Consider the following 25,711-nt stretch of genomic DNA (forward strand, 5'->3'; position numbering starts at 1 on the left):
ATTCGGGCAACGGATCAGAGATACTAGCCGCGTCGGTGACCTTAGTTTTGGAGGAAAAAGATGACCCGCACGCAAGTAATCGACTCTCTGGCCGAACGATCTGGGATGGAAAAGCGCGACGTAAAGGCGTTTCTCGACCATCTGACCGGGCTCATCGAGCAGGAGATGCGCAATGGCGGCGAGGTGCCGCTGAAGGGCCTTGGCAAGTTCAAGGTTTCCCATCGAAAAGCGCGCATCGGGCGGAATCCGTTGACCGGAGAGCCGATCAACATCGCCGCCAAGACGGTCGCGAAATTCACGATGGCCAAGGCCCTCAAGGATCTCGTCCCTTCGACCTAGACCGTCGAGTTTTTGCCTTCGAGCGGCTCCGGTACCTGGAGAGATCCTGGGGCCGGGGTCGCCCATGACGGATGACCGACCCAGCGCGCCGTGGCCCCTTCCTCGTTAGCGCTCGTCAGCTCGACGTCGACCAGTCCCACCGCCGATCTCCGACAGGTCCCGCCGGGGGCCTGTAGCTTCACATCGATGAAGTTCCCGGTCAGCGCCCGTTCGCCTTCGCTTCCCAGCGCCACCGCGTCCAGTCGTCGACCGACAAAGCGTCGGCGAAACTGAAGAGCCTTCTGCGCCGCGAGCTCCCGCAGGCGACGACTTCGTTCGACAATCACCCGGGAGTGAACCCGCCCGTCGAGTTCGGAGGCCGGGGTTCCCTGTCGTGGCGACCACGAGAAGACGTGTAGATAGCAGAGGGGCGAGTCCCGAACGAAGCGAAACGTCTCCTCGAACTGGGCGTCCGTCTCACCGGGAAAGCCGACGATCACATCGGCTCCGAGTGCGATGTCCGGGACACGCGTGGCCAGCGTTTCCAGACGTTCGCTATAGGTCTCCAGTCGGTAGTTGCGTCGCATCGCCCGCAGCACCGCAGGAGATCCTGACTGCAGCGGCATCTGCAGATGCGACGCCAGGCGCGGATGGTCGGCGAGCAGTTCGATCACCTCGTCGGTGACCGTCAGCGGCTCCAGTGAGTTGAGGCGGATGCGGTTGGATCCGGCGACCGAGAGTAACGTCCGCAGCAACGTGGCCAGCGTCGAACCGTCCTCGAGATCGCGGCCGTAGTCGCCGGTGTTGATGCCGGTCAAGACGACTTCCCGATAGCCCCTGCGGAGAAGGCCGGTGAACGCGTCGACCACGACCGGCGTCGGCACCGAACGACTTGCGCCCCGCACCGTCGGGATGACGCAGTACGAACAGGCCAGGCGGCAGCCGTCCTGAACCTTCAGAAAGGCGCGTGTCCGCGAGCCGAAGTAGAGCCCGGCGGCGTTGGGCATCCCGTCACAGCCGCGATCGGGCTGAACACGATTCGAGTCGGTCGCCGTCGGGAGTCCGAGGCCGTCGAGGATCTCCGGCCACTGCTGTTTCTCGTCGTTTCCGAAGACACCGTCGACTTCCGGCATGGCCCGAAGAATCTCGGGGTCGAGCTGGGCGTAGCAACCGGTCACCATCAAGGTGCATGCCGGGTTCGCGCGCCGTACGGCGCGGATCAACCGCCGGGCGTCTGCGTCGGCACGATGGGTCACGGTGCAGGTGTTGACGACGACAACGTCCGCATCGCGGTAATGCTCGCGTCGGTCGAACCCCCGCCGGACCAATTCTCCGTCGATCGCGGCGCTATCGAACTGATTCGCCTTGCAGCCAAGAGTAATCGTATGAAAGCCGCCGGACACAAGGGGCTCAGGAACCGAGCAGCTCGGCCAGTCGCTTCTGGGCGGCATGACTCTTCTCGGCGACCTTGCCCGCCATCGCATCTCGCGCTTCGCGGAGCCGCTGTGCCAGCCCCTCGTCGCCGATGGCGAGGATCGCGGCGGCTAGCCAGGCGGCGTTGGCGGCACCCGCCTTGCCGATCGCCAGGGTTCCGACGGGGATGCCGGCCGGCATCTGGGCGGTCGCCAGCAGGGCATCGAGACCGTTGAGGTCCGACGCCGCCAGCGGAACGCCGAGCACCGGCAACGTGGTGTGGGCGGCGACCACTCCGGCCAGATGGGCGGCGCTACCGGCGCCGGCAATGAAGACCTGGACGCCACGACCGGGGGCGCCGCCGACGATCTCCGCGGTGCGTTCCGGCGAACGATGCGCCGAGGTCACGTGGACCTCACAACCGACCGCCAGCTTATTCAAGACCTTGACCGCCTCCGCCATCACCGGAAGGTCGGAGTCGCTTCCCATCAAGATCGCTACCCGGACTGTTTGTGACTCGCTCATCCGTCTCGCCTTTCAATCGCATCCGCAGCGATATCGCCGCGATGCTGTTCATCCTGCCACTGGATCTTTCGAGTTGCAGAGTAAGCACGTTCCCGTGCGTCGTTTAGGTTCTCACCGAGTGCGGTGACGCCGAGGACACGGCCGCCACTTGTGACGACCTGTTGCGTTTCGTCGAACGCGGTTCCCGCGTGGAAGACATGGACGTCGTGCATTTCTCCGGCGGCGTCCAGACCCTCGATCGGGAACCCTTTACCGTATGCCCCCGGGTAGCCACCGGCCGCCATCACGACGCAGACGGCCGATCGAGGGTCCCAGCGGACCGAGGCCTCCGCCAGCGATCCGCGTGCGCAGCGATCGAGGAGATCGAGCCAGTCGCCATCGAGGCGGGGGATCAGCACCTGCGTCTCCGGGTCACCGAAGCGCACGTTGTATTCAAGAACCTGTGGCCCCCGATCGGTGAGCATCACGCCGATGAACAGCACGCCCTTGAACGGAAACTCTTCCTGTTTCATTCCGGCGAGGGTCGGTTCTACGATGGTCCGTCGGATTGTCTGCTTGAGCGCGTCGTCCAGATAGACCGACGGTGAGTAGGTTCCCATCCCGCCGGTGTTGGGCCCGCGATCGCCGTCGTGGGCCCGCTTGTAGTCCTGGCAGGTGGCCAACTCGACTGCGGTGTGACCATCCGCCAGCACGAAGAACGACGCCTCTCGTCCGGTCAAGAACTCCTCGATCAGGACCCGTCGTCCCGCATCGCCGAAGCCCTCTCCGCTGAGCATCGACTCTGCGGCTTCGACGGCCTGCTCGGGGCTCTCCGCGATAATGACGCCCTTGCCGGCCGCGAGTCCGTCGGCCTTGACCACCAACGGGTAACGTCGATCGGTCGCCTCCAGATACGCACGGGCGGTGGCGAAATCTTCGACGGCCTCGAACTCGCCGGTGGGGATGCCATGGCGTTGCATGAATCGTTTGGAAAAAATCTTGCTGCCTTCCATGCGGGCGGCGGCAGCCGAGGGACCAAAGGCGGCGATGTCGTGTTCGCGTAACCGGTCCACGAGTCCGTCGACAAGCGGCGCCTCCGGCCCGACAACGACGAGATCGTAGCGAACCTCGATGGCATGCCGGACGAGCGCGTCGACATCGGTCGCCGAGAGGTCTAGACAGTTGGCGTGACGCGCGATCCCGGCGTTCCCGGGTGCGCAGTCGAGTTGTGAGAGTCTCCCGCTCTGTGAGAGCGCCCAGGCCAACGCAGCCTCGCGCCCGCCACCACCGATGAGAAGCACCTTCATGACGACGAGGACCCTTTGTCCTTCTTCGTCGTCTTCTTCGCCGGCTTCTCCGTCGGCTTCTCCGCCGGCTTCTTACTCTCGCCGCCGGTCTTACCCGAGGAGCCGTAGCCCTCCGAGTACCAGCCGCCACCCTTCAGTTGGAAGGAGGTTCGCGAGACCATTTTCTCGAGTTTTCCGCCACACTTCTCGCAGGTCCGTTTTTGACGCTCGTTGACGCCTTGCAAGACCTCGAAGGCCTCATCACAGCCGGTGCAGCGATATTCATAAATCGGCATGGATCGAACTCCGTGATTCAGACGAACGCCTATCCATAGGACCATGTCCCGGGTGTGTCAAGGTGCCGAGGTCCGGGTCGCCTGCGCCCGCAAGGCGCTGTCGCCGTAGTAGCCCAACAATGCATCGTACAGCGCGGTTGCAAGCGTCTGCCGCTTCTTCGCCGAGGCCAGGATCCGAGCGTCCTTCTTGTTGCTCAGGTTGACCATCTCGACGAGGACCTTGTGGGGGACCGAGTTGCCCCGCAGAACCGCCGGAACGTAACGCTGCTTGCCGCGGATGATCCGATGGCGAACCGGTTCGTGGGCGTGAACCGGAAGGCCGTTCTTCCGAAACGCGTTGACCACCTCGTCTGCGAATTTTCGAGAGACCGCTTCAGAGCGAATACGATCGCTCTTCGAGAAGCGGATCGTCGGTTTCTCTTTGACCTCGGCGCGTTTGGTGTAGACCGGCGCCGACTGCCCGTAGCTTCGCGTTCGGTAGGCAGAGCCGGGGACGTAGACCATCACGCCGGACAGAGAGGCGTGACGGGCATCGGCGTGGATCGAGACGAAGATGATCTTGTCGGGGTCCGTGCCCTTCGCTATTTCCCGACGATAGATCGAGTTGGCCAGGTACCAACGGAGATTGACCGCGATCCGCGCCTCGCCTCTCTCCTTCGCCATGTAGGGGGGATTCGTCTGGATGGTGCCCTGCTGGTTGGCGACGAGTTTGTCGCGCCGGGAGGGGACGCAACCGGTCTTTTCGTCGATCAGGGTCATCTCGATCCGTGCCGAGGTCCGCGTCTCGAGCATTTTCTTGAGTCGACACGTGACGTCATAGACGTAGTCATGCTCCCAGATGCCGTTGTTCATGGTGCCCAGGTCGCGGCCTCCGTGGCCCGGGTCGAGGATGACGACGACGTCCGAGAGGCCGCGTGGCGTTTCTGTCGGTGGGTGGGCCGCCAGCTCGGCCTCGAGCTCGCGGGCCAATCTTTCCGCCTCCTTGCGGCGTGGGTGGGATGCCGGCAAGAACTGCGGCTCGAGATAGTCCAGAGGAATCTTGACCAGAAAGCCGACGGGAATGTCACGCAGGTCGTCGATGCCGCTCCGCTCACAGAGGAGGCTCGAGAGTGTGTTGACGTCCTCCGAGTCGGTCCGGCCGCTGAATCGCTGGACCACCGCGGAGTAGAGCGCCTCTCCCGATCGCAGACGGTAGCCACCGTAGGGGCCGCCGTCGTCTGCACCGAATTCGAGCAGCCCGTCGTCGGAGGTCAGGCGTGGCTGGAAAGCCACATGAAGCTGCGTATGCGGGATGCGGATCTCTTGACCGGCGCGAAGCTCCGGAGACGAGAGTCCGTTGGCCGTCATCAACTCCGTGAACGAGGAACCCTCCCCGACGAACCACTCCGCGACCTGCCAGAGACCCTCGCCGAACGTCGGGAGGCGGCCCCGTCGCACGACATGGAGCCACGCCCCCTCGACGTGACGATCCTCGGGGAACATTGTCCGGAGCACCAGACTCCGCATCTCATCCCCGAGCGACCGCAGGGGGATCCTTATCCGCTCTTCGGGTTCCCCGGTCTCGGCATGGGTCGTCTGGACACGCCAGGCCGGATCGACCCGTTGATTCGCTGCGAGAAGCCGAGACGCAACATGGGCGTCGTCGCGGTAGGCCGATGGGTCCACCTCGAGGGCCAACTCGCGACCGTTCTGCAGGTGGACACCAAGCGACGCGCTGATACTCAGCCGTTCGGCCTCCGCGCTCGCCGGGAACGCCGTGAGCGCAAGGAGACCCCACACGACCGCGAGAGTGAACAGCGCTGTTGGTATCCGTCGCATCTTCAGCTCAGAACTGTGGAGTGACCATGAAACGATATCCGGCGGGCGGTGTGCCCTCGGCGATGGTCAGCGATGACGCGACGCCACGGGACGCAACCCACGTCTCGCGAGTGCCGATCAGTCTAAGTTGGCCGTCGACGGGGAGCTTGCCGTTGGCGTCCACGACGATCTCGACGATCTCCCCGATGACGCGCGTCGGGCGAAAGGTCAGCCGCAATGCCGGAGAGTCCGGCTGCCCACCGAGGTCAAACGAGTAGCTGACCGGTTGTCCGACGAAGGTCTGCATGCGGTTGGTTTCCAGGCGGGTACTCGATTCGCCCTCGATTCGATGGATCTCCAGATTAAGGGTCAGCGGTACTCCGACCTCCGTACCGCGATTGGCCACGAAGGGTACCTCCCGCGTCGACATCCGAATGGCCAGGGTCAGCGGGTCATCGGCCACTCGCAGCACTTCCAGCAGGCTGGTCCCACCATCCTGAACCCAGAACTCCTGGCGGGTCTCGACCGGCCCGTCATCGAGGCCCGTGACCGTGGTGGTCAATCGAAAGGTGCCTCCGGGACGCTGGTCGAACTTCGGGGCGTCGGCGGTCAGGGTGACCGTGACCTCACGGGCCGTGGCGGGGTTGTCCGGCCAGACCAGCACGAATTCCTGGTGCCCGCCCTTGACGGGATCCAGCTCGATCCGAAGGGGGAGCGTGTCGACTCGGGCCTCCCCGGTGAGCGGTGAGATCTCCAGGGAGACGACGGTGCTGCGTCCCAGTTCGACCTGAGCCCCGGCGGGATTGAAGCTCAGCCCCACAAGGAGGGGGAGCAGCCCGAACGGCAGGACGAACAATCGTGGTGAGAGGGGGTGCGACATACTTGCTATCTCGTTGATGGCTCTAGGTTTGACAACAATTGAGCGTGGGCATAGACTCTGCGCTGAGAGACGCGCCTGGGGGGTCGGTGTCGGAGGGCTGTCCCATGGTTCACCATCGTAAACCGTTCGGAAGCCTTACGACAGGGCTGCGGCTTACGTTCTGCAGCATCCTGGCGCTGGCCGTCATGGTTCTCGGGTCCGGACCGGCCCACCCGGCCAACAACCCGACGTTCTCGGGAGTCATCAAGGATACCATCGGCAACGTCGTCCACGGTGTCGAGGTCCTGGTGGTTCAGCCCGGCGGGGGTCCCGACCCCGTAGCGGTCGGTCGAAGCAACCGGCAGGGCCGTTTCGAGTTCGCCGGACTTCTTCCCGGAGATTATCGCGTCGCCCTGTTGAAAGAGGGCTACCTGACGCTCATCGCGTCGGTCAACACCCGACTGGATCAGGTACTCCAGGTCGTGCTGCAGCCCGCGCTGTCGTCGGCCAACCCGGACCTGCCGGTCGACGCGTTGTCACCGGATTGGGCGCTGAGACTGCCACGGCGAAGCCTCCTGCACGATGTCGAAGATACCGTTCACATCGGCGACCTCGAGCAGGGCGGCCAGCCGTCCCCCGACGCGCTTCAGATGTCGTTGGAGCAGACGGTGTCGATGCGTGCCGGAGCGACCGGCTCGCCGGAGGGGCATGCGGGAAACGGGACGCGGGTTCGCCTGGCATCTCCGGTGGGCGATCGCGGTTCGGTCGCGTTGACCGCGTACCAGGAACGGTTGGGAGGCGATCGCAGCGCGACCGACGGTCATCAACGATTCGGCGACTCCGGAATGACGGTGTCGATGGACTATGAAACGACCCTGGATTCGCGATTGGAGGTCAACGCTTTCTATGCGGGCCAGCAGTTCGGGACGCAGTTACAGTCGTCGGCAACGATCCCGCGGGAGCGTCCCCAGCAGCGGACGTGGGGTTACGACGCACGCTGGTCGCAACAGTTGAACCCTTCGTCTCGACTCGATGTCTCGCTGGACTACGTTGGCACCGAAGCGACACAGGCACGGTCCATCAACGGCCCCGAGATGCCCGGCGACCTGAATCAATCGGTTCGGGCGGCCGGTGCCTACGAGCGCTCGACGCGTACCAATGAACTCCAGGTTGCGTTCCATGCCCGCTCTCTGGATGCACCGTCTAACCTGACCTATGGGATGGCGACGCCGGCCCTTCTGGGTGTGGACGGATTCTCGGTCGGGATCGATGCACAGGACACACGAAAGATCCGTGGACCGATCGCGTTGATCTACGGTCTTGGTTATCAGCATGCCCTTCAAGAAGGCGACAGCGCACTGTTTGCCCCACGGTTGGGCGGCGTATGGAGCTACGGACGCTTCTCGGTGCAGACGCTCTTTTCCTATCACGCCGTCACCGAATGGACGGATCGTGAGAGCGATCTGTCGACGCACTTTACGCCCAGTAGTCGTCTTGGCTACGAGGTCGGCGTCGAGCTGCCGATCGTCGCGTCGTTGACTCTTCGCGGGTCGACGGCGTTCTCACCCAGTCAGATGGACCGTTTCGGTTATGACGGCGGGCTCCAGGGCCCAAGCGATCCGCTCTATCTGACCAACGGCAACGCGGCGGTCAAGGAATCGCGCGTCGCTCTTGTTCAGGATAGCGGGCCCGTTCGCGCCGTCTTCGAAGTCGAGCACGGCTGGGCGGAGGGCACGCTGGCGGCCTGGTTGCCGGAAGAGATGCCCATTCGTCGACTTGAGAATCGACACATGCGATTCGACAGTGGTCAGCTGGGTCTCAGCGTGGTCTCGAGCGGAACCGGGATCCTGCTCGACTATCGGCGAACTCGTGAGAACGGAGCCGCCGACGATCTGTTGGCAAGCGGACTCAAGCAACGCGCATTGGAGCTTCGCCTGCGCCAACGGGTCCTCCCCGCGTTGACCGGTGGCGACTGGCGATTGCTTATTGCGTACCGACGCTCCGATCTTGAACTCGACTCGCCGGATTCGACCGATGACCCCGATACAGGCGACGCGATCGTCGCCGGGATTCACCGACGTGTCAGCGCTGGTCTCTCCGTACAATTCTAGTGAGGCAGGACTAACGACGTGCGCTCACTGATCCAGACTCTGCGCCTGCCGCTGACACTCGGCATCGCCGCCATTCTGTTGGCGGTCGGGGCAGTCTCGTTCGGAGAGCGGGTGGGCGCATCCAGCCCTCTGGTCGGCGTCGAATGGACGCAGTCCGCCGGTGGCGCGATCGCCATGTTCGTCGACGAGAACAGCATCGCGTGGAACGCCGGGATCCGCCCCGGAGATCGACTCCTGACCGTCGACGGTGACGAGATACGCCTCGCTCTCGAGGCCTCGCAGATCGGCTGGGAACACGGCAGCGGGAACACCGTGGAGATCGAAGTCCGACGAGGCGCGGAAGACCTCGTCCTCTCGTTGATGCCCGGGCGTGAGACTCGAACCGAGCCCTACACCTATCTCGCCATCGTCGGGATGGCGTTCTGGGCGACCGGGCTCTTCATCACGCTCCGCTGGCCACGCATCCGCGGAGGACGCCTCTATACGGCGCTGGCTCTGGCGCTCTTTACGCAGCTGACGTTCAGTCACACCGGTAACGGTGGAGCGCTGGATTGGGTCATCTACTGGGGCGATGTCGCGGCGTCGGCGCTGGTGCCGGCGCTGCTGATCCATCTTGGTGTCCTCTTGACACGCAAGCGATTCCGCCAGCGACCGGTGTTGATCCTCACCGGGTACGGGGTCGGTGCGCTCTTGTTCACAGCCGCGCTCTGGCTGTCTCCGCAACTTCTGGGCGGCGTCTACCGATTCGATGATCCCGTCCGTGCCGCGGAATGGCCGGATCGTCTCTCACAGTTGTTATTTGCAGTCGCCCTGATCGTCTGCGTGACGCTGATCGCGAAATCGTATCGGGCTTCGGCCTCGGCGCTTCATCGAGGACAGATGCGATGGCTCCTCTGGGGGCTGGCACTCGGCCTCGGACCGTTTGCCGTGCTTTACGCTGCACCGTGGGCACTGGGTGCCAGCGAGTTGCCTTTGTGGGCCCAGTTCGTTTCGGTCGCGCCGATGCTCTTCGTTCCGGCTGCATTCACGGCGGCCCTGGCGCGTTATCGACCGTACGACGTCGACCTGTTCCTGTTGCGCGGTATCTGTGAAGTCTCGTCCATCTTTGCCGCGTCGGCGATCTACGCCGCGACCGTTTTCCTGGTGCGCGAATTTGTCGGCGACTGGTTCGATCTCTCACGAAGCGCCTCCCGGTACTTTGGGCTCTTCGCGATGATCGCCAGCTACCCGTCTCTGCGCGCGTGGGTCAAGGCAGGTGTGGACCGCGCGTTCTATCGTCGGCGCTACAGCTATCGGGCCACGCTACTCGATTGGGCACGCGAGTTGAGTGCAGACACGGATCTGCCCACGCTCCTCGAGAATCTGCGGAGACGGGTAAGAGATACGCTGGACGTGGAGAAGAGCGAAGTCGCGGTGAAGTCGGGCGACGGTCGCTTTGACTGTATGCCAACGGGATCCGGTGGGTTCTTCGAACTGGAGTCCGACGCGCTGGCCCGTCTCGACGACGAGGGCTTTGTGACGCTCGACGCCGGAGAGATCGCGGAAGTTCCATGGGCGCGCTACCTGTTCGCGATGAAGGTCAAGGGAACCCTGCGGGCGGCACTCTGCGTCGGCGAACGCACGCACCCGCAACCACCGTTGACGACTGAGGACTGCGCACTGCTGCGAACACTGGCCGCCCATGCCGCGACGGCCTTCGAGGCCGCTCGACTGGTCCGCGAAGTCCGGCAACGCGCCGTGGAGATCGAACAACTCCACGCGCGTCAGACCACGCTCCTGGATGCGAGCGCGGTCGGCCTGCTGCTGATGGATGCCGACGGAATAATTCAGGAGTGGAATCCGGCGATCGAAGAGATCTACGGCATCCCGCGTGACGAGGCGCTCGGTCGCGAGATCGGCGATGTGTTCCCGCTGCATGTCGTTCGTCGACTCCAGCAGGAAGGCGATCTCGGAGCGGGGATCGATGGCGCGCGGATCTTTCGTCTCAGCCTGACGAACCGGGCGGGGCGGAGGATCGTCGCCAACCTATCGATTTCCCGAACCCGCGAAGGCTTCGGCGGAGCGTCGACGGTTGTTACGTTTGACGATGTCTCGGAGCGTGTGGACATGGAAGAGCAGATGGCTCGCCAGGAACGGCTTGCCTCGCTGGGGATGCTCGCCGCCGGTGTCGCCCACGAGATCAACACGCCGTTGACCGGTATCTCCAGCTATGCGCAGATGCTCCTCGAGGGAGATGACCGCAAACCCGGGGACCGGGAGGTCTTGCAGAAGATCGAGTCCCAGACCGAGCGCGCCTCGCGGATCACGCAGTCGCTACTGAGCCTCGCGCGCTCGGAGCCGACCGCATTGGAGGCCCTGGATCTCAACGCGACGGCGCAGGAAGTTCTTCAGCTGTATGAACCTCAGGTCCGCGGACGTGGCGTCACGATCGAGGTGGACCTGGACCCGAGCATTCCGATGATCAGGGGGCACAAAGGCAAGCTGCAACAGGTCATTCTGAACCTTTTGATCAACGCGCGAGATGCCGTTGGCGACGCGGGCACGATCAAGGTGCGCAGTCATCAGACGGCAACGGAAGTCGCTCTCGAGATTCGGGACGACGGAGAGGGAATCGCGGCGGAGGATCTCCCAAGCATCTTCGATCCGTTCTTTACGACGAAGGGACGGGGGAAGGGCACGGGGCTCGGGCTTTCGATTTCCTACGGAATCGTGCGTGAGCACGGCGGCGAGATCCGTGTCGATAGCGAACGTGGGAAGTACACGCGATTCCGCGTGGAACTACCGATCGGGAGCACGGCCCGGGCGATGGCGTGAGCGCCACCCCTCAGGATGAACCCAACGAAACCGCTCTCCCCGAACCGTCAAGAGGGAGGGTCCTCGTCGTTGACGACGAGCCCGTGGTCGTCGACGTCCTTCGATCGCTTCTGCAGCGTGAGGGTTTCGAGGTCGCCGTCGCGGTCGACGCGGCGGGCGGGCGGAGACGTCTGAACGACGGATCCTGGGACTGCTTGCTCCTCGATGTCATGCTCCCCGACGCGGATGGGATGGAGCTGCTCCGGTGGGTCCGCGAACGTGACGATCAGCTGGCGGTCGTCATGATCACGGCGTTCGGGTCGGTGCAGGACGCCGTTGCGGCGATCAAGAGTGGCGCGTTCCACTATCTCACGAAGCCTTTCAAGAATGACGAGGTTCGACATCTGGTCGCGCAAGCCGTTCAGTCGACCTTGCTGCGCCGGGAGAATCGTGACCTCAAGCGGGCCCTCGAAGAGCGGTACCGTTTCGAGAAACTGGTCGGCAAGTCGAAGCCGATGCAGGAGGTCTATCGCTTCATCGACCAGGTCGCCCCGAGCCGAGCGACCGTCCTGATCCAGGGAGAGTCGGGGACCGGCAAGGAACTGGTGGCCCACGCAATCCACCAGCGAGGGACCCGCTCCAGTAAGCCGTTCACCGTGGTCAATAGCGTGAGTATCCCCACCGAGCTTCTGGAGGACAACCTCTTCGGTCATGTTCGCGGCGCGTTCACCGGCGCGACGAGTGATCGGGCGGGACTCCTCGAGGCCAGCGAGGGTGGGACCATTCTCTTTGACGAGATCACGGCCATTTCGCCGGAGGTGCAGGCGAAGTTATTGCGTGCGATTCAGAACAAAGAGTACTTGCGTCTTGGTTCGACCGAGACCCGCTCGGTTGATGTCCGAATCCTGGCGGCAACCAACGAGGACATGGAAGAGCTTGTGCGTGAGGGACGCTTCCGCGAGGACCTCTACTACCGACTCAACGTCATCAAGATCACGATCCCGCCGTTGCGGCAACGGATGGAGGACGTGCCGATGTTGCTCAACCACTTCCTCGATCGATTCAACAACGAGAACGACAAACATCTTGAGGGGTTCACGACGGAGGCGATGGAGTTGTTCCTGAACTACGGCTGGCAGGGGAACGTTCGTGAGCTGGAGAACGTCGTTGAGCGGGGAGTCGTTCTGGCCGGCGGTCCACGGATCGATCTTCGTGATCTTCCATCGGAGGTCCGCGGGACGCCCGGGCAGGAGTCGTCGCCTCGTCTCCCGGAAGGGGTCGGACTGGCGGAGGCCGTCGCCAGCTTCGAGCGCCATATGATTCTGGACGCCCTGGAACAATCGGGCGGAGTTCAGAAGAAGGCCGCCGCCCGATTGGGCCTCAAGCCCACGACCCTGAATGAGAAGCTTAAACGTCTGGGTATTCGGGTCTAGCTTCGGCAAAAACCAGATGGTGCCCACGCTTTACACGGCCGGCCGGCAAGATCGCGGTAGAATTGCAGCAGACCTTTGGCTTCGTGCCTTCCCAAACGTCCCAATTTCCTTAAGTATCCTTCATAGGGCGTCGATCTGATGGTTGACGCATTGGGGGTAGGGTGGTACATAAACCGCGCAAATCAATCTGGATTTACCGGATGGGTGCATCTCGTATCTCTCATCGTGGCTTGAGCCATACCGAGGGCTATGGGGGGGTGTACCGGATTTGCAACGGGGGTGGCCTCCCGGATTCGAAACACGCTTAGGACCGGTCCTCAGGAGGGTGTCATGAAGCTGATGCGAACGGTGTTGTTCATCGCTGTCGCCGTTTTTGCAATCTCGGCGGTCTCCGCCCAGACAGGTGGTCTCATCATCAAGGTTGTCGATAGCGACGGTCCTCTTCCGACGGCGCGCGTGACGATCACCAACGAGAATGGTTACGTCAAAGAATCGACGGTGACGACCAACAAGCAGGGCGTCGCCGAGTTCCCGGTGCTTCGAGCCGGCGGTGGCTATGTCATCGAGGTCAGTTTCCCCGGGATGGCAACGCAACGGTTGAGCGACCTGCGTATTCGCCTGAACGAACGCTCGCCCTATACCGTACAACTGCAGGCCGAGTACACCGAGACGCTGACGATCGTCGGCGAGGGTGACACGGTCGAGTTGGAGAAGACCCAGACGTCGACCAAGTTCTCGGACGACTTCATTCAGGATCTTCCGGTCGCCGGTCGCTTCTATCAAAACGTCTTGACCCTGGCGCCCGGCGTGCAGGATTCCGATGGCGACGGCAACCCCAATGTCCACGGTTCTCGTGACCGCGATTTCAAGGCCGTCGTCAGCGGCGTCAGTAACGTGGATCCGTTGACCGGACAGTTCGGCAGCCAGGTCAACCCGAACTCCATCGAGGAGATGGAAGTCATCACCGCCGGTGCCGGTGTCGAGTACTCCCGCGCACAAGGTGGCTTCGCCAACATTATTGAGAAGCAAGGCAGCAACAATTTCGAGGGCGTCTTCGAGTTCTTCTACCGATCCAGCAAGCTGGATGGGGATGGAGCCGGTGACAACAACAACGTCACCGACCCCAATTTCGACTGGTTCCAGCCTTCCGTCCAGGTTTCCGGCCCGATCCTCAAGGACAAGCTGTGGTATCGGCTCTCTCACGAGTTGATCGATCAAGAGATTCCCGTAAACGTGATCGGGGGTATCGAGACGATCACCGTGGATCAGGGGATCCACAGCGACCAGCTCACCTGGCAGGCCTCGCCGCGAAACAAACTGACGTTTACGCTGCGATCGGACCCGCAAGAGATCAACAACCTGGGTGTCAACTCCAGGACCCCGGCCGAGGCCGCCCGTCGCACGGAGCGCAGCGGCAGCACCTATCAGATGGGTTGGCAGGCACCGGTCTCTCCGAAGATCTTTGTCGACAGTCGAGCGGCCTGGTTCGATCTCGAGACCGGTGTCTTCCCGACGGTCGCCGGACAGGCGAACGATTGCGTGACCGGCTTCGAGTTCCTGGAAGGTGCCCAGTGTTTCAACGCGGTCAACAGTGAACGCACCGGATCGTTCTTCCAGACCTGGGATGACAATCGTCAGCGACTGACGATCGGTTCGCAGGCCACGATCTTCGGCGGAAACTTCTGGGGCATGAGCCATGAGTTCCGTCTCGGCTTCGAGGTCGAGAACGAGCGGTATTTCCGTTTCCTCGAGCGACGACCCAACCTGACCACCTTCGTCCTCAGCAACATGGATAACCAGGACATGGGCGGCGACACCGAGCTGACGTTGGTCCCCCTCGTGGCGGCAACCCTCGCGATCCCGCAAACGGCGGACGTTCGCGCCACGGGAACCAACTGGGGCGCCTTCTTCCGCGATCAGTTCAAGCCGATCCCGAATCTATCGATCACCCTTGGGGTCCGCATCGACCGCGAGGAGATCACCGCCAACGGTTTCACCCCCATCGACGCCGAAAACGAAGCCGCACTCATCCGCTCGATCGCCGATGCGGGCGGCTCGATCAGTATTCCGATGGCGGAGACCTTTACGGGTTACGAGTCGCTCGACGATTTCGCTCGGGGACTTCAGTCGGTCCTGAACCTACGCCTGGATGAGATCAACAGCCGAATGGCCTTGCTCTATCAGCAGCAGGGCGACTGGGAGAAGACCCGTCGGGCAGAGAACATCGCGTTGACCAATACCAACATCGCGCCGCGTATCTCGGTCTCGTGGGATCCGTGGAACAACGGCAAGACCAAGTTCGTGGGCACCGCCGGTCGGTTCTACGACAAGCTGTTCCTCAACATCCCGCTGATCGAACTCGAGCCGGTGACTACCAGCCTGGTCTACGACGCGACGATCGACAACGAGGACAAGTTCCTCGTCGACGGTCTCCGTAGCTCGGTCGGTACGACGATCAACGTCAGCGCCGTGGATCGCAATCTGGGAACGCCCTACCAGGATGAGTTCACCTTCGCGTTCGAGCGCGAGTTGTGGGCCGAGACCTCGATCTCCGTGACCTACGTCAATCGAGCATTCAAAGACCAACTCCAGGACATCGACGTCAACCACGTTCCGGGGGACTACGGTCGCTGTCGTCAGCCATCCTTGCTGGACAATCGCACCGTGCAGCCGCTGACGGCTCTCGAGGCCGAGGCTCTGGGTCTGGACCCCGCGCTGGCTCCCGGCGATGGGATTCTCGACGATTGTGCGGGAGAGATCTTCTTCTCCAACAATTCCGATGACGACGATCCGGTCGAAACCGACGACCCGCTCTCCGAGACGACCCGTCTTGAGCGGCCCGACGGTATCCCGGATCTCTATCTGCAGAACCCGGGCTGGGGCGACATCTACGTCGTCGGCAATTTCAACAGCATCGACTATGACGGTGTCGTCCTCGCACTGACGCGCCGGCAATACAAGAGCTGGGAGATGCAGGCGTCCTACACCTACTCCCGTGCCCGTGGGGACGGCGAGGACTTCCAGCAGCTGCTGGGCGATGACCGTTCGCTCCTTCGGGACGAGAGCGGGTATCAGTCCTACGATCAGCGTCACGTCGTCAAACTCAATGCGACGACGATCACCCCGTGGAACTTCCGTCTCGGTGGTGCCATCAGCTGGGAGTCGGGCTTGCCGTACTCGTTGCTCTCGCAGCAGCTGTCCTTCGATCAGGTCCCTCCGCAGTATGCCGGAATCGGCACGGCGAACGCCGCGCGGACCCGGCAACGCTATCTCACCGGTCAGCGGAACGACCAGCGTAACGAGGGTTTCTGGAACGTCGATGCCAAGTTCACGAAGGAAATGCAGTTGGCCCGCGGCGTCAACATGCAGGTCTCCGCAGAGGTCTTCAACCTCCTGAACGACGACACCCTTGAAGTCAACTTCGCTCAGATCAACGGAAATAACATCGCCACCCAGCGATTTGGCCGCCAGTGGCAGGTCGGGATCCGAATGTCCTTCTGATCTCGCTGCGATCGATTGGTTTCGAAGGGCCGCTCCTCAGGGGGTGGCCCTTTTCTTTGAGCGCAGGTCGTTGATGCACCCCGCAACGCTGGCTACAATGCCTCGCCACCGGGAGATCGCACCGTGAATCGTCTACCGCATCCGATCCGTCTGTACAACACCATGACCCGCAAGGTCGAACCGCTCGTGCCCCTGGAGTCCGGTCACATCAGGATGTACACCTGTGGGCCGACGGTCTATGACTTCGCACACATCGGCAACTTCCGTGCGTACGTGTGGGAGGATCTGCTGAGGCGGTCTCTGAAGTACCTCGGCTTCCGCGTCACCCAGGTGATGAACATCACGGATATCGAGGACAAGATCATCGCGAAGATGATGGCGGAGAATCTGACTCTGGATGACGCGACCGCCCCGTACATCGCGGCGTTCTTCGAGGATCTCGACACGCTGGGGATCGAACGGGCCGAAGCCTACCCGCGGGCGACCGATCACATACCGGAGATGATCGCCATCGCGGAGCAGCTGAAGGCCAAGGGTCTTACATACGAGAGTCAGGGGTCGCTTTACTTCAAGATCGAGAAGTTCGAAGCCTACGGAAAACTATCCAACCTCGAAAACCGAACCGTCATGAGCGGCGCCCGGGTCGACAACGACGAGTACGAGAAGGATGACGCCCGGGATTTCGTCCTGTGGAAGGCCTATCGGGAGGGGGAGCCCAGTTGGGATAGCCCGTTCGGGAAGGGGCGTCCCGGGTGGCACCTGGAGTGCTCCGCGATGAGCATCAAGCTGTTGGGTGAATCGTTCGATCTTCATACGGGTGGTGTCGACAACATCTTCCCGCATCACGAGAACGAGATCGCCCAGAGCGAGGGCGCAACCGGGAAGCCATTCGTTCGCCACTGGGTCCATGCGGCCCACCTGATGGTCGACGGCCAGAAGATGTCGAAGTCCAAGGGGAACTTCTACACGCTCCGGGATCTCCTTACGAAGGGAGCCGATCCGCGTGCCATCCGACTTCTGCTGCTGTCGACCCACTATCGTTCTTCGGTGAACTTCACGATGGACGCCCTGGCCAAGGCGACGGCGGAGGTTCAACGGATCGACGATCTCCGTGCGCGTCTGCATCACGAACCGGCAGCCGATGGACGGAACGAGACGTTCGATGCACTGTGCGACACCGAACGTTCGGCCTTCGCGGATGGATTGGCGGATGACCTGAATATCAGCAGCGCGGTCGGTGCGTTATTTCGCCTGATCCGCGAGGCCCACGTCGCGATGGATCGGGGCGAGCTTCCGGTGGAGAGTCGTCGTCACCTCCTTCTCGCCATGGACGGCTTCGACACGGTCCTGGCCCTCAAGGAAGAGACCGAGGCGGTCTCTGAGGATGTCGAGGATCTGATCCGGCAGCGGGAGGAGGCGCGGGCGCGTAAGGACTTCGCCGAGTCGGATCGTATCCGCGATCTACTGGCCGCAGACGGGATCGTGCTCGAAGACACACCTCAGGGAACCCTCTGGAAACGCCGCTAGCCGTTTCTCATCGGATACCGTCGTGCGACGGAAAGCCGCATCGCCCTGAGCCGCTCGGATTAGCCTAAACGAATGGACAGTCGTCGTCGGACCGGTCAGATGGGTGAGGAGCTGGCCGCTCGGCAGCTCCGCTCCTGGGGATACCGTGTTCTCGAACATGGCTGGCGTTGCCGACTGGGGGAGATCGATCTTATCGCGCTGGACGGTCCGATCGTCGTCATCGTCGAGGTCAAGACGCGACGCGGGGTCGGCTACGGGCAGCCTGGAGAGGCCGTGGGTCCCTCCAAACAGCGACGGCTAGCCCGGCTTGCCACGGCCTACCTGGCCGCCCGTGGTTGGCTTGAGCGACCCTGTCGGTTCGACGTCGTCGAGGTCCTCTGGCCTCCCGATTCCGCTCCCGTGGTCGATCACACGCTCGACGCATTCCGTCCCGAAGGCGGTCGTTCGCAACGGAGGGGCCGATGTTGACGGGTTCCCGGGATTGCGGTACTTTGCCGTGGATTTTGGCCGGAGCAGACGGCCAAAATCAAGACCCGCGGGAATAGCTCAGTTGGTAGAGCACGACCTTGCCAAGGTCGGGGTCGCCGGTTCGAGTCCGGTTTCCCGCTCCAGTCTCACCCCAACCAGAATCGTCGGACGATTGCCACGCCGGGTGGCCAGGGGCCATCTGCGGTCGTAGAATCATTGGGTTCCGTCGGTAACGAAGAGGTAGTGACGTCATGAGAGTTGTGGGGCCGAGAGTGATTTCGCGCGTACTGGGTTTCGCAGTCCTGGCTTTTGCCCTGGCATCGCCGGTCGCGATGGCCCAGAAAGAGCGTAAGGGCCTGGCGTTGGCACCGGGTCAGACGGCTCCCGAGCTTCGGGGGCGAACCCACGACGACGTCTATGTCATGGTGGACTACGCGACCCAGGAGCTGACCATCGTGAACTTCTGGGCCCCCTGGTGCGAGCCCTGCAAGGCGGAGATGCCTGCGTTGCAGTCGCTGGTCGACAAGCACGACCAGTTGCAGGTGATCGGTGTCTTGCAGGACCAGCCGCAGCCGGAGGATCTCGCCGTCTTTCTGGAAGATCTCGAGGTGCTCTACGCGAACATCTATCCGTGGCCCAGGGCCTACAAGCAGTGGGGCGAAATACGGATCCTGCCGACCAGCTTCCTGATCGATAAGCAGGGCAAGATCCTGCGGCGCTACATCGGCTCCTCGGAGAAGCAGGTCGTCGGGCTTAAGTTCGACATCGATTCCTACCTGGCTGGTGGCGGCCTCGGACCCTACATCTACCCCGAGTGACTCGAGATCACGGGAAGCGCCGGATGGTGTTGCTCGGCGTGGTAGGACGATCGGACCAGCGGACCGGCTTCTACGTGTAGGAAGCCCATGGCTTTCCCCGCATCGGCGAACCGCCGGAAGTGATCCGGCGAAACGAAGCGTGTGACAGGCATATGGTCCCGGGTGGGTTGCAGGTACTGTCCCATCGCCATCACCTCGACGCCCGCCTCTCGTAGCGTGGCCATCACGTCGAGCACCTCGTCATCGGTCTCGCCCAGCCCCAGCATCATGCTGGACTTGATTCGCATCGTGAGCCCGCGGGCGTCCCGCTCACGGGCGGACGCCTCCAGGAGGGCGACCGAGCCGAGGAACTTAGAGCCGGGTCGTGCGGTCTTGTAGAGTCGTGGAACCGTCTCGATATTGTGCGAGAACACGTCCGGTGGGGCCTGAAGGACGATGTCCAACGCATCGACGCGCCCCTTGAAGTCCGGCGTCAAGAGCTCGACCGCGCAACCTGCGGCGTGACTCCTGATCGCATTAGTTACGTCGCGGAAATGCGCCGCACCGCCGTCCGGCAGGTCATCGCGATCGACACTGGTGATGACCGCATGACGGATACCGAGACGAGCGATGGCCTCGCCGACCCGACGCGGTTCGTCCTTGTCGACACCGGGGTCGGGTCGTCCGCTGTGTACGCTGCAGAATCCACAGCGTCGCGTACAGGTCTCGCCGAGGATCATGAAGGTCGCGGTCCCCGCATTCCAACACTCGTAGATGTTGGGGCAGCGGGCCTCGGTGCAGACCGTGTTGAGTTTCAACTCATCGACGAGTTTCCGAAGTCGACGGAAATTCGGATCGGTCCGTAGACGAACTTTCAACCATTCGGGGCGACGTTGCTTCTCCATCAGGGAGTCTCGTCGGCGTATAGCGGCTGAAGATCCATCACGTCGGAAAGATGGCGTCCGATGACCCGGCCCACCGACTCCAGCGACAGACGACGTCCCAGGAGCCGCTCCAGCGAGGTGACGCCGCGGTCACTGATGCCGCAGGGGACGATCGTGTCGAACCCCGTCAGGTCGGTCGTCACGTTGAACGCGAAGCCATGAGACGTGATCCAGCCGGACGACAGGCGTACACCGATCGCCGCGAGTTTTGCGTTGCCGACCCAGATTCCGGTCAACCCCTTGACCCTTGAGGCCTCGATCCCGAACTCTGCCGCGGTCCGGATCAGTCCCTCTTCGAGGTCCCGTAGATAGCGATGCGCATCGCGTCGATCCTCCGGGAGCGCGAGGATCGGATAGCCCACCAACTGTCCGGGTCCGTGGTACGTGATGTCTCCGCCACGTCCGGTCTCGTGGTATTCGATCCCGCGACGTTCGAGCTCCTCGGCCGACGCGCGCAGATGCCGATCGTCAGCGCCGCGTCCCACGGTAATAACCGGCGGATGCTCGAGGAGCAGCAGGCTATCCCTGCCGCCCCCACGACGGACACTCTGGACCTGTTGTTCCTGAAGGGCCAGACCGTCGTCGTACGAAACCCGCCCCAGCCAACGGATCTCCCAGGAGCGTCGGCCGGCGGCGATCTCTTGCTCGTCTAGAGCAGCGATGCGTCGAACTCCTGCAGGCCCCGTTTGATCTGGGCCAGGAACTGGTCGGCAACGGCCCCGTCGACCACACGGTGGTCGTAGGACAGGGCCATGTAGACCATCGAACGGATCGCAATCGCGTCATCGATGACCACCGGACGCTTCTCGATGCCGCCGATGCCGAGGATCGCAACCTGAGGCTGGCTGATGATCGGTAGACCGTACAGGCCCCCGAACTGGCCGGGATTGGTAATCGTGAACGTTCCGCCCTGGACCTCATCCGGGTTCAGCTTCTTCGTTCGAGCACGATCTGCAAGGTCGAACACGCGCTTCGCGATGCCCGCGATGGAGAGGTCGTCGGCGTTTCGGATCACCGGAACGATCAGGCCGCCCTCGAGTGCCACGGCGATGCCGATGTTGAGATCCTTCTTGTAGACGATGGTGTCGCCCTCGACCGACGAGTTGACGATCGGCCAGTCTCGGAGTGCGTCACTGACCGCCTTGATGATGAAAGGCATGTAGGTCAGGTTGACGCCGTGACGGTCGCGAAACGCCGCTTTGTGTTGGGCTCGGATCTTCCCGATGTTAGTGAGATCGACTTCGAACACAGAGTTGACGTGTGCCGAGGTGCGACGCGACTCGATCATGTGCTCGGCGATCTTCTTGCGCATCATCGTCATCGGTTCGCGGGTCTCGCGACTTCCAGCGGCAAAGACCGGCGCAGGAGGGGCGAGAGGTGCGGGGGACGCCGCCGCCGCGGGGGCCGCGGCACCGGACGCGATGAACGCCTGGATATCTTTCTTGGTCACTCGGCCACCGGCACCGGTGCCGGCGAGAGTGGTCGGGTCGATCCCGTGCTCAGCGGCGATCCGGCGGACCACCGGCGAGACGAAGACTCCGGCGACGGGCGCCGCAGCAGGAGCGACTGGAGCCGGTGGGGTCGGTGCGGCGGCAGCCAGTGCGGCCGTGGGAGCCGGTGCCTCGGCTACGGCGGCCGGCTCTGCCGTCGACGCCGGGGCACTCGCGGCGGCGCTTGCATCGGTCTCGATGAACGCAACGACATCGTTTACCGGCACCGTTTCGCCTTCCTGGTTCTTGATCTCGACCAGCGTTCCGGCCGATGGCGCCGGGATCTCTGCATCCACCTTGTCCGTCGAGATCTCGAAGATCGGCTCGTCGCGTTCGACGGTGTCTCCGACCTGCTTGATCCAGCGGGTGATGGTGCCCTCGGCGATCGACTCGCCCATCTGCGGCATGATTACGTCTACACGCATCGTGGATTCTCCTGGTCTGATCAGCTGTGGATCGGACGACCGTGAACGCTGAGTGCGGCTTCGCCCATCGCCTCTGCAAGAGTCGGATGGGCATGAACCGCCTGAAAAATCGATTCGGCAGTGGCTTCGAGGTTGACGGCGGCCGTAGCCTCCGCGATCAACTCCGTGGCGTGGGGGCCGACGATGTGGACACCGATCACCTCGTCGTACTTCTTATCCGTGATCATCTTGATGAATCCACCGGTCTCGCCGAGGATCTTCGCCTTCCCGCTGGCCGAGAAGGGGAACTTGCCGATGGCCGTTTCAATCCCGCGGCGTTTGGCCTCGGCCTCGGTCAGGCCGATGGACGCCACTTCCGGGGTGCAATAGGTGCATGACGGAATCTTGTCGTAGTCGATCGGGTGGGCCGACCCGCCGGCGATATGTTCCGCCGCGATGATGCCTTCGTGGGAGGCGACGTGGGCCAGCGCCTGCGTCGGGAGGATGTCCCCGATGGCGTAGACACCCGGCTCGCCGGTCTGCATCATCGAGTCGACCTCGATGAATCCTCGTTCATCGACCTTGACCTTCGTGCCCTTCAGGCCGATGTCGTCGGTCAGCGGGCGCCGACCGATGGCAATCAGGAGGACGTCCGCCTCCAACGTCTGTTTCTTGTTCTTCTTCTCGGTGTGAACCTTGACCGAGCCCTTGCCTTTTTCGACGCCGGTCACCCGGTTCCCGACGTGGACGCCGATCCCACGTTTCTTGAACGCACGCTGGAGCTCCTTACCGAGATCCTGGTCCTCGATCGGGACCAGGGTCGGCAGTAGTTCGACGACGTCGACGGTGGCCCCGAAGCTCCGATAGATCGATGCGAACTCCACGCCGACCGCACCGGCACCGATCACGATCATCGATTTCGGGATGCGATCGATGAACAGTGCGTGGTCGGAGTTGATCACCCGCTCGCCATCGAACTCGACACCCGGCATACCGCGGACCGCCGAGCCCGTGGCGAGGATCGTGTGGGTACTCCGGATCGTGTACGCCGCACCCTCGATCGGAGTGACCTCTACCTGGCCCTTGCCCGCGAGACGGCCGCGACCGCGGATCAACTCCACGCCGTTCTTCTTGAAGAGATAGGAGACGCCGTTGGCATTGGCATCGACGACCTTCTTCTTATAGTCGTGGACGGCATCCAGCTGGATCTCCGCCCCTTCGACCTGGACACCGAACTGCGCCGCGTGCCGCGCCGTATCGAGAACCTCGGCGGAACGGAGCAGCGCCTTGGTCGGAATGCAGCCCCAGTGAAGGCAGGTGCCTCCGGGTGCCTCGGCCATCTCGATGACGGCGGTCTTGAGCCCGAGTTGGGCGGCCCGGATGGCCGCGACGTAGCCTCCAGGACCGCTTCCGATCACCGTGACATCGAACGATGGGTTGGCGGCAGCCGACACGGCAGTCTCCTTCGACAGTGTCTGTTCGCCATCGTCGAACGTGTCCGGTGATTACGGAGACGTCCGTTCCGAGTCGGGGGGAATATCCCTCTCTTTGCTGGAATCTCGGACTCTCGGTGGCGGAAAGGCACTCTATCCGAGGGGTTGGGGAGCGTCAAGGATCTCCCCCTGTCGCAACGAAAGTTCGGGGCGTGGCTGCCGTTCGGGTCGGCTCCCTGCTAGCCTGACGCCCCGCCTCCGGAGATCGCTACCGATGGAACCCCTGTTCACGCCTCGCAGCGCGACCGCCGCGTTGGACCGCCTCAGACCTCTCGTCGAACGGGTTCGGGAGACCCACCTCCATCTCGAGCGATTCCCCAGCCCTCCCCGGGAGGGCGATCAACCGGTTTCGGCGGCCCGCTTCACGCTTCTGATCCGTCATCGTCAGCTGGTGGCGGGATTGCGTCGTCAGGGGGTCGAGGTCCAGGACGGGCGTGCCGGGAAGATCCGTTTCCCCGCCTGTCGTCGGGGTCGCCGAGTCTGGTTGATCTGGACCCTGGGTGAGGACGGCGTCCGTCATTGGAGTGAAGCGGATGAGGGCTGAATTTCTTGCCCTCGTTCCGGGCCTGGGCTACATTTGGGCCGAGGAGTGACCGACCATGTCCGAAAGCCTTCCGATCCTTCATCAGCGTCCCCCGGAGGACGCCGATCAGATCGCTTACACCACCAAGGTGCACGAGTTCATCAACTGGGGCATCGGATGGGGACGTAAGAACTCCCTGTGGCCGATGCCGATGGGTCTCGCCTGTTGCGCCATCGAGTTGATGGCCACGGTCGGACCGCGATACGACGTCGCCCGATTCGGCGCCGAGGCGATGCGATTTTCCCCGCGTCAAGCAGACATGATGGTCGTGTCCGGCACCGTCACCAAGAAGATGGCCATTGCCGTCAAGAAGATCTACGACCAGATGCCCAACCCGCGCTGGGTCATCTCCATGGGTGCCTGTGCCTCCTCCGGTGGTATGTACCGCTCGTATTCGGTGGTCCAGGGTGTCGACGAGATCTTGCCCGTCGATGTCTACATCAGTGGCTGCCCGCCACGCCCCGAGGCCTTGATCGAGGCGATCATGGAGATTCAGCGGAAGATCACGCGTGGTGAGAAGAGCGCCTCGGAACTCGCGACCCACACCGACCCCGTCTCCTGAGATCGTGACCGAAGACGACCTCCAGTCGTCCCCGCTGACCCAACGCCTCCAGGCGAGGATCCGTGACGGGGGAACGCTCTCGTTCGCCGAGGTCATGGAGACCGCGCTCTACGACTCTCAGCACGGGTACTACCGTGCCGGGCCCACCCGCGTGGGTCCCGAGGGCGACTTCTTTACCGCCGCCGACATCGGCAGCGGTCTCGGACGTTGTTTCGCCCGGCAGCTGGCGGAGTTCGACGCCGCGATGGGTTCGCCGGATCCGTTCGACATCCTCGAAGTGGGTTCGGGTAGGGGCACGCTGGCCCGCGACCTCCTGGACCATCTACCGGAGCCTCTCCGTGGGCGGGCGAGATGCACGCTGGTCGATCGATCGCAGGGGATGCGAGAGGAAGCCCGCCGGAACACGCCCGAAGCCCGTGTGGTAGCACCGTCCGAGCTTGGCGCCGTGATGGCGGGCCGAACCCGGGGCGCGTGGCTCGCCGTAGAGTTGTTCGATGCGTTGCCGGTCCACCGTGTCGTGCGTCGTGGGAGCACGTTGATGGAGCGGCGCGTGGATGCCGATCTGCAATTCATCGACCAACCCGCCGGCGATGAGATCGCCGACTGGGCCGAACGTTTCGGTGCGGCGCCCCACGACGGGATGCAGGCGGAGGTCTGTCTGGCGATGGGCGAGGTCTTCGATCAAATCGACCGGGTGTTCGACGAGGGACTTGCGATCATCGTCGACTACGGCGACGAGGCCGAGCCCCTCTACAACCGTCGCCCTCACGGGACGCTCATGGCCTATCACCGGCACGGCACCTCCGACGATCTCCTGGCCTGCCTGGGTCAACAGGATCTGACGGCCCACGTCAATTTCACCGCGTTGTCCGAGCATGCATCGACACGAGGCTGGGAGAGCCTGGGGCTGACGACCCAGGATCGATTCCTGATCGGCAACGGGATCCTGGAGGCGTTTGAGGCGACCGACATCGAGATGTCTCGAGATCCCCGGCGGGTGCGTGAGCGTCGACGGGTCATGCAGTTGATCCACCCGGAGGGGATGGGGCGCACGTTCCGGGTCCTGCTCCTGTGCAAGGGACAGCAGCCGCGTGAGACCCTCGGAGGCCTCCAGAAGCCGTTCTGACTTGCT

General features: G+C 63.1%; 21 protein-coding genes and 1 tRNA gene. 12 read left to right on the top strand and 10 right to left on the bottom strand.

Annotated elements, in window-relative coordinates; genetic code table 11:
• Positions 1-60: 60 nt before the first annotated feature.
• Positions 61-339 carry an HU family DNA-binding protein gene (locus tag OES25_10600; protein ID MDH3628088.1) on the top strand — a complete coding sequence of 93 codons (279 nt, stop codon included), beginning with the start codon at positions 61-63 and terminating at the stop codon, positions 337-339.
• Here the strand turns inward: OES25_10600 and mtaB are convergent.
• Genes mtaB through OES25_10630 form a run of 6 tightly spaced genes read right to left on the bottom strand, consistent with a single transcriptional unit; the run spans position 336 to position 6,494 of the window.
• On the bottom strand, positions 336-1,769 hold the full coding sequence (mtaB, locus tag OES25_10605; protein ID MDH3628089.1) for a tRNA (N(6)-L-threonylcarbamoyladenosine(37)-C(2))-methylthiotransferase MtaB: 1,434 nt from the start codon (positions 1,767-1,769) through the stop codon (positions 336-338). The genes OES25_10600 and mtaB overlap by 4 nt on opposite strands.
• Positions 1,729-2,256 carry a 5-(carboxyamino)imidazole ribonucleotide mutase gene (gene purE, locus OES25_10610; protein MDH3628090.1) on the bottom strand — a complete coding sequence of 176 codons (528 nt, stop codon included), beginning with the start codon at positions 2,254-2,256 and terminating at the stop codon, positions 1,729-1,731. Before purE ends, mtaB begins: the two co-directional genes overlap by 41 nt.
• Entirely contained in the window at positions 2,253-3,542 is a 1,290-nt protein-coding gene (gene purD / locus OES25_10615; protein MDH3628091.1) for a phosphoribosylamine--glycine ligase, read from the bottom strand. Before purD ends, purE begins: the two co-directional genes overlap by 4 nt.
• Positions 3,539-3,817 (bottom strand): zinc ribbon domain-containing protein, encoded by a 279-nt coding sequence (locus OES25_10620; protein MDH3628092.1) that lies wholly within the window; start codon positions 3,815-3,817, stop codon positions 3,539-3,541. Before OES25_10620 ends, purD begins: the two co-directional genes overlap by 4 nt.
• A 57-nt stretch (positions 3,818-3,874) precedes the next feature.
• Complete coding sequence (locus tag OES25_10625) at positions 3,875-5,635, bottom strand: N-acetylmuramoyl-L-alanine amidase (GenBank protein MDH3628093.1); 1,761 nt, start codon at positions 5,633-5,635, stop codon at positions 3,875-3,877.
• 7 nt (positions 5,636-5,642) lie between these two features.
• Entirely contained in the window at positions 5,643-6,494 is an 852-nt protein-coding gene (locus OES25_10630; GenBank protein ID MDH3628094.1) for a hypothetical protein, read from the bottom strand.
• Positions 6,495-6,598: 104 nt separating this feature from the next.
• Here OES25_10630 and OES25_10635 point away from each other — a divergent pair, with 104 nt between their 5' ends.
• The 8 genes from OES25_10635 to OES25_10670 all read left to right on the top strand — a co-directional run bounded on the left by OES25_10635 (position 6,599) and on the right by OES25_10670 (position 19,124).
• Positions 6,599-8,584: a TonB-dependent receptor gene (locus OES25_10635; GenBank protein ID MDH3628095.1), complete on the top strand. Its 1,986-nt coding sequence runs from the start codon at positions 6,599-6,601 to the stop codon at positions 8,582-8,584.
• An 18-nt stretch (positions 8,585-8,602) separates the two neighbouring features.
• Complete coding sequence (locus OES25_10640) at positions 8,603-11,398, top strand: ATP-binding protein (GenBank protein MDH3628096.1); 2,796 nt, start codon at positions 8,603-8,605, stop codon at positions 11,396-11,398.
• The gene (locus OES25_10645; GenBank protein MDH3628097.1) at positions 11,395-12,810 is read left to right on the top strand and encodes a sigma-54 dependent transcriptional regulator; all 1,416 of its coding nucleotides are present in this window, start codon (positions 11,395-11,397) and stop codon (positions 12,808-12,810) included. Before OES25_10640 ends, OES25_10645 begins: the two co-directional genes overlap by 4 nt.
• Positions 12,811-13,140: 330 nt before the next feature.
• Positions 13,141-16,311, top strand: a complete 3,171-nt coding sequence (locus OES25_10650; GenBank protein MDH3628098.1) for a carboxypeptidase regulatory-like domain-containing protein — start codon at positions 13,141-13,143, stop codon at positions 16,309-16,311.
• Between the two features lie 123 nt (positions 16,312-16,434).
• Complete coding sequence (cysS, locus tag OES25_10655) at positions 16,435-17,838, top strand: cysteine--tRNA ligase (GenBank protein MDH3628099.1); 1,404 nt, start codon at positions 16,435-16,437, stop codon at positions 17,836-17,838.
• Positions 17,839-17,910: 72 nt separating this feature from the next.
• Entirely contained in the window at positions 17,911-18,306 is a 396-nt protein-coding gene (locus OES25_10660) for a YraN family protein (GenBank protein ID MDH3628100.1), read from the top strand.
• A gap of 67 nt (positions 18,307-18,373) precedes the next feature.
• Positions 18,374-18,449 (top strand) — tRNA-Gly (locus OES25_10665).
• 129 nt (positions 18,450-18,578) lie between these two features.
• Positions 18,579-19,124 (top strand): TlpA family protein disulfide reductase, encoded by a 546-nt coding sequence (locus OES25_10670; GenBank protein MDH3628101.1) that lies wholly within the window; start codon positions 18,579-18,581, stop codon positions 19,122-19,124.
• Here the strand turns inward: OES25_10670 and lipA are convergent.
• Genes lipA through lpdA form a run of 4 tightly spaced genes read right to left on the bottom strand, consistent with a single transcriptional unit; the run spans position 19,112 to position 23,395 of the window.
• Positions 19,112-20,008: a lipoyl synthase gene (gene lipA / locus OES25_10675; protein ID MDH3628102.1), complete on the bottom strand. Its 897-nt coding sequence runs from the start codon at positions 20,006-20,008 to the stop codon at positions 19,112-19,114. The genes OES25_10670 and lipA overlap by 13 nt on opposite strands.
• Positions 20,008-20,649: a lipoyl(octanoyl) transferase LipB gene (lipB, locus tag OES25_10680; protein ID MDH3628103.1), complete on the bottom strand. Its 642-nt coding sequence runs from the start codon at positions 20,647-20,649 to the stop codon at positions 20,008-20,010. The genes lipA and lipB overlap by 1 nt, the downstream gene beginning before the upstream one ends.
• A gap of 47 nt (positions 20,650-20,696) precedes the next feature.
• Positions 20,697-21,962: a 2-oxoglutarate dehydrogenase, E2 component, dihydrolipoamide succinyltransferase gene (gene sucB / locus OES25_10685; GenBank protein ID MDH3628104.1), complete on the bottom strand. Its 1,266-nt coding sequence runs from the start codon at positions 21,960-21,962 to the stop codon at positions 20,697-20,699.
• Between the two features lie 20 nt (positions 21,963-21,982).
• Entirely contained in the window at positions 21,983-23,395 is a 1,413-nt protein-coding gene (gene lpdA, locus OES25_10690; GenBank protein MDH3628105.1) for a dihydrolipoyl dehydrogenase, read from the bottom strand.
• A 253-nt stretch (positions 23,396-23,648) separates the two neighbouring features.
• On the opposite strand from lpdA, the gene OES25_10695 reads away from it, so the two are divergent.
• Genes OES25_10695 through OES25_10705 form a run of 3 tightly spaced genes read left to right on the top strand, consistent with a single transcriptional unit; the run spans position 23,649 to position 25,705 of the window.
• Positions 23,649-23,978, top strand: coding sequence for a DUF2203 domain-containing protein (locus tag OES25_10695; GenBank protein MDH3628106.1), 330 nt, complete (start codon positions 23,649-23,651; stop codon positions 23,976-23,978).
• Positions 23,979-24,033: 55 nt separating this feature from the next.
• Positions 24,034-24,579, top strand: a complete 546-nt coding sequence (gene nuoB, locus OES25_10700) for an NADH-quinone oxidoreductase subunit NuoB (protein ID MDH3628107.1) — start codon at positions 24,034-24,036, stop codon at positions 24,577-24,579.
• Positions 24,580-24,583: 4 nt separating this feature from the next.
• The gene (locus OES25_10705; protein ID MDH3628108.1) at positions 24,584-25,705 is read left to right on the top strand and encodes an SAM-dependent methyltransferase; all 1,122 of its coding nucleotides are present in this window, start codon (positions 24,584-24,586) and stop codon (positions 25,703-25,705) included.
• Positions 25,706-25,711 lie beyond the last annotated feature (6 nt).

The organism is Acidobacteriota bacterium (assembly GCA_029861955.1).
Classification (GTDB): domain Bacteria; phylum Acidobacteriota; class Polarisedimenticolia; order Polarisedimenticolales; family Polarisedimenticolaceae; genus JAOTYK01.

Coding starts and splice junctions, on each gene's coding strand:
- OES25_10600 (MDH3628088.1), top strand. CDS start 61: ATGACCCGCACGCAAGTAATCGACTCTCTGGCCGAACGATCTGGGATG.
- mtaB (MDH3628089.1), bottom strand. CDS start 1,769: ATGCCGCCCAGAAGCGACTGGCCGAGCTGCTCGGTTCCTGAGCCCCTT.
- purE (MDH3628090.1), bottom strand. CDS start 2,256: ATGAGCGAGTCACAAACAGTCCGGGTAGCGATCTTGATGGGAAGCGAC.
- purD (MDH3628091.1), bottom strand. CDS start 3,542: ATGAAGGTGCTTCTCATCGGTGGTGGCGGGCGCGAGGCTGCGTTGGCC.
- OES25_10620 (MDH3628092.1), bottom strand. CDS start 3,817: ATGCCGATTTATGAATATCGCTGCACCGGCTGTGATGAGGCCTTCGAG.
- OES25_10625 (MDH3628093.1), bottom strand. CDS start 5,635: ATGCGACGGATACCAACAGCGCTGTTCACTCTCGCGGTCGTGTGGGGT.
- OES25_10630 (MDH3628094.1), bottom strand. CDS start 6,494: ATGTCGCACCCCCTCTCACCACGATTGTTCGTCCTGCCGTTCGGGCTG.
- OES25_10635 (MDH3628095.1), top strand. CDS start 6,599: ATGGTTCACCATCGTAAACCGTTCGGAAGCCTTACGACAGGGCTGCGG.
- OES25_10650 (MDH3628098.1), top strand. CDS start 13,141: ATGAAGCTGATGCGAACGGTGTTGTTCATCGCTGTCGCCGTTTTTGCA.
- OES25_10660 (MDH3628100.1), top strand. CDS start 17,911: ATGGACAGTCGTCGTCGGACCGGTCAGATGGGTGAGGAGCTGGCCGCT.
- lipA (MDH3628102.1), bottom strand. CDS start 20,008: ATGGAGAAGCAACGTCGCCCCGAATGGTTGAAAGTTCGTCTACGGACC.
- sucB (MDH3628104.1), bottom strand. CDS start 21,962: ATGCGTGTAGACGTAATCATGCCGCAGATGGGCGAGTCGATCGCCGAG.
- OES25_10695 (MDH3628106.1), top strand. CDS start 23,649: ATGGAACCCCTGTTCACGCCTCGCAGCGCGACCGCCGCGTTGGACCGC.
- nuoB (MDH3628107.1), top strand. CDS start 24,034: ATGTCCGAAAGCCTTCCGATCCTTCATCAGCGTCCCCCGGAGGACGCC.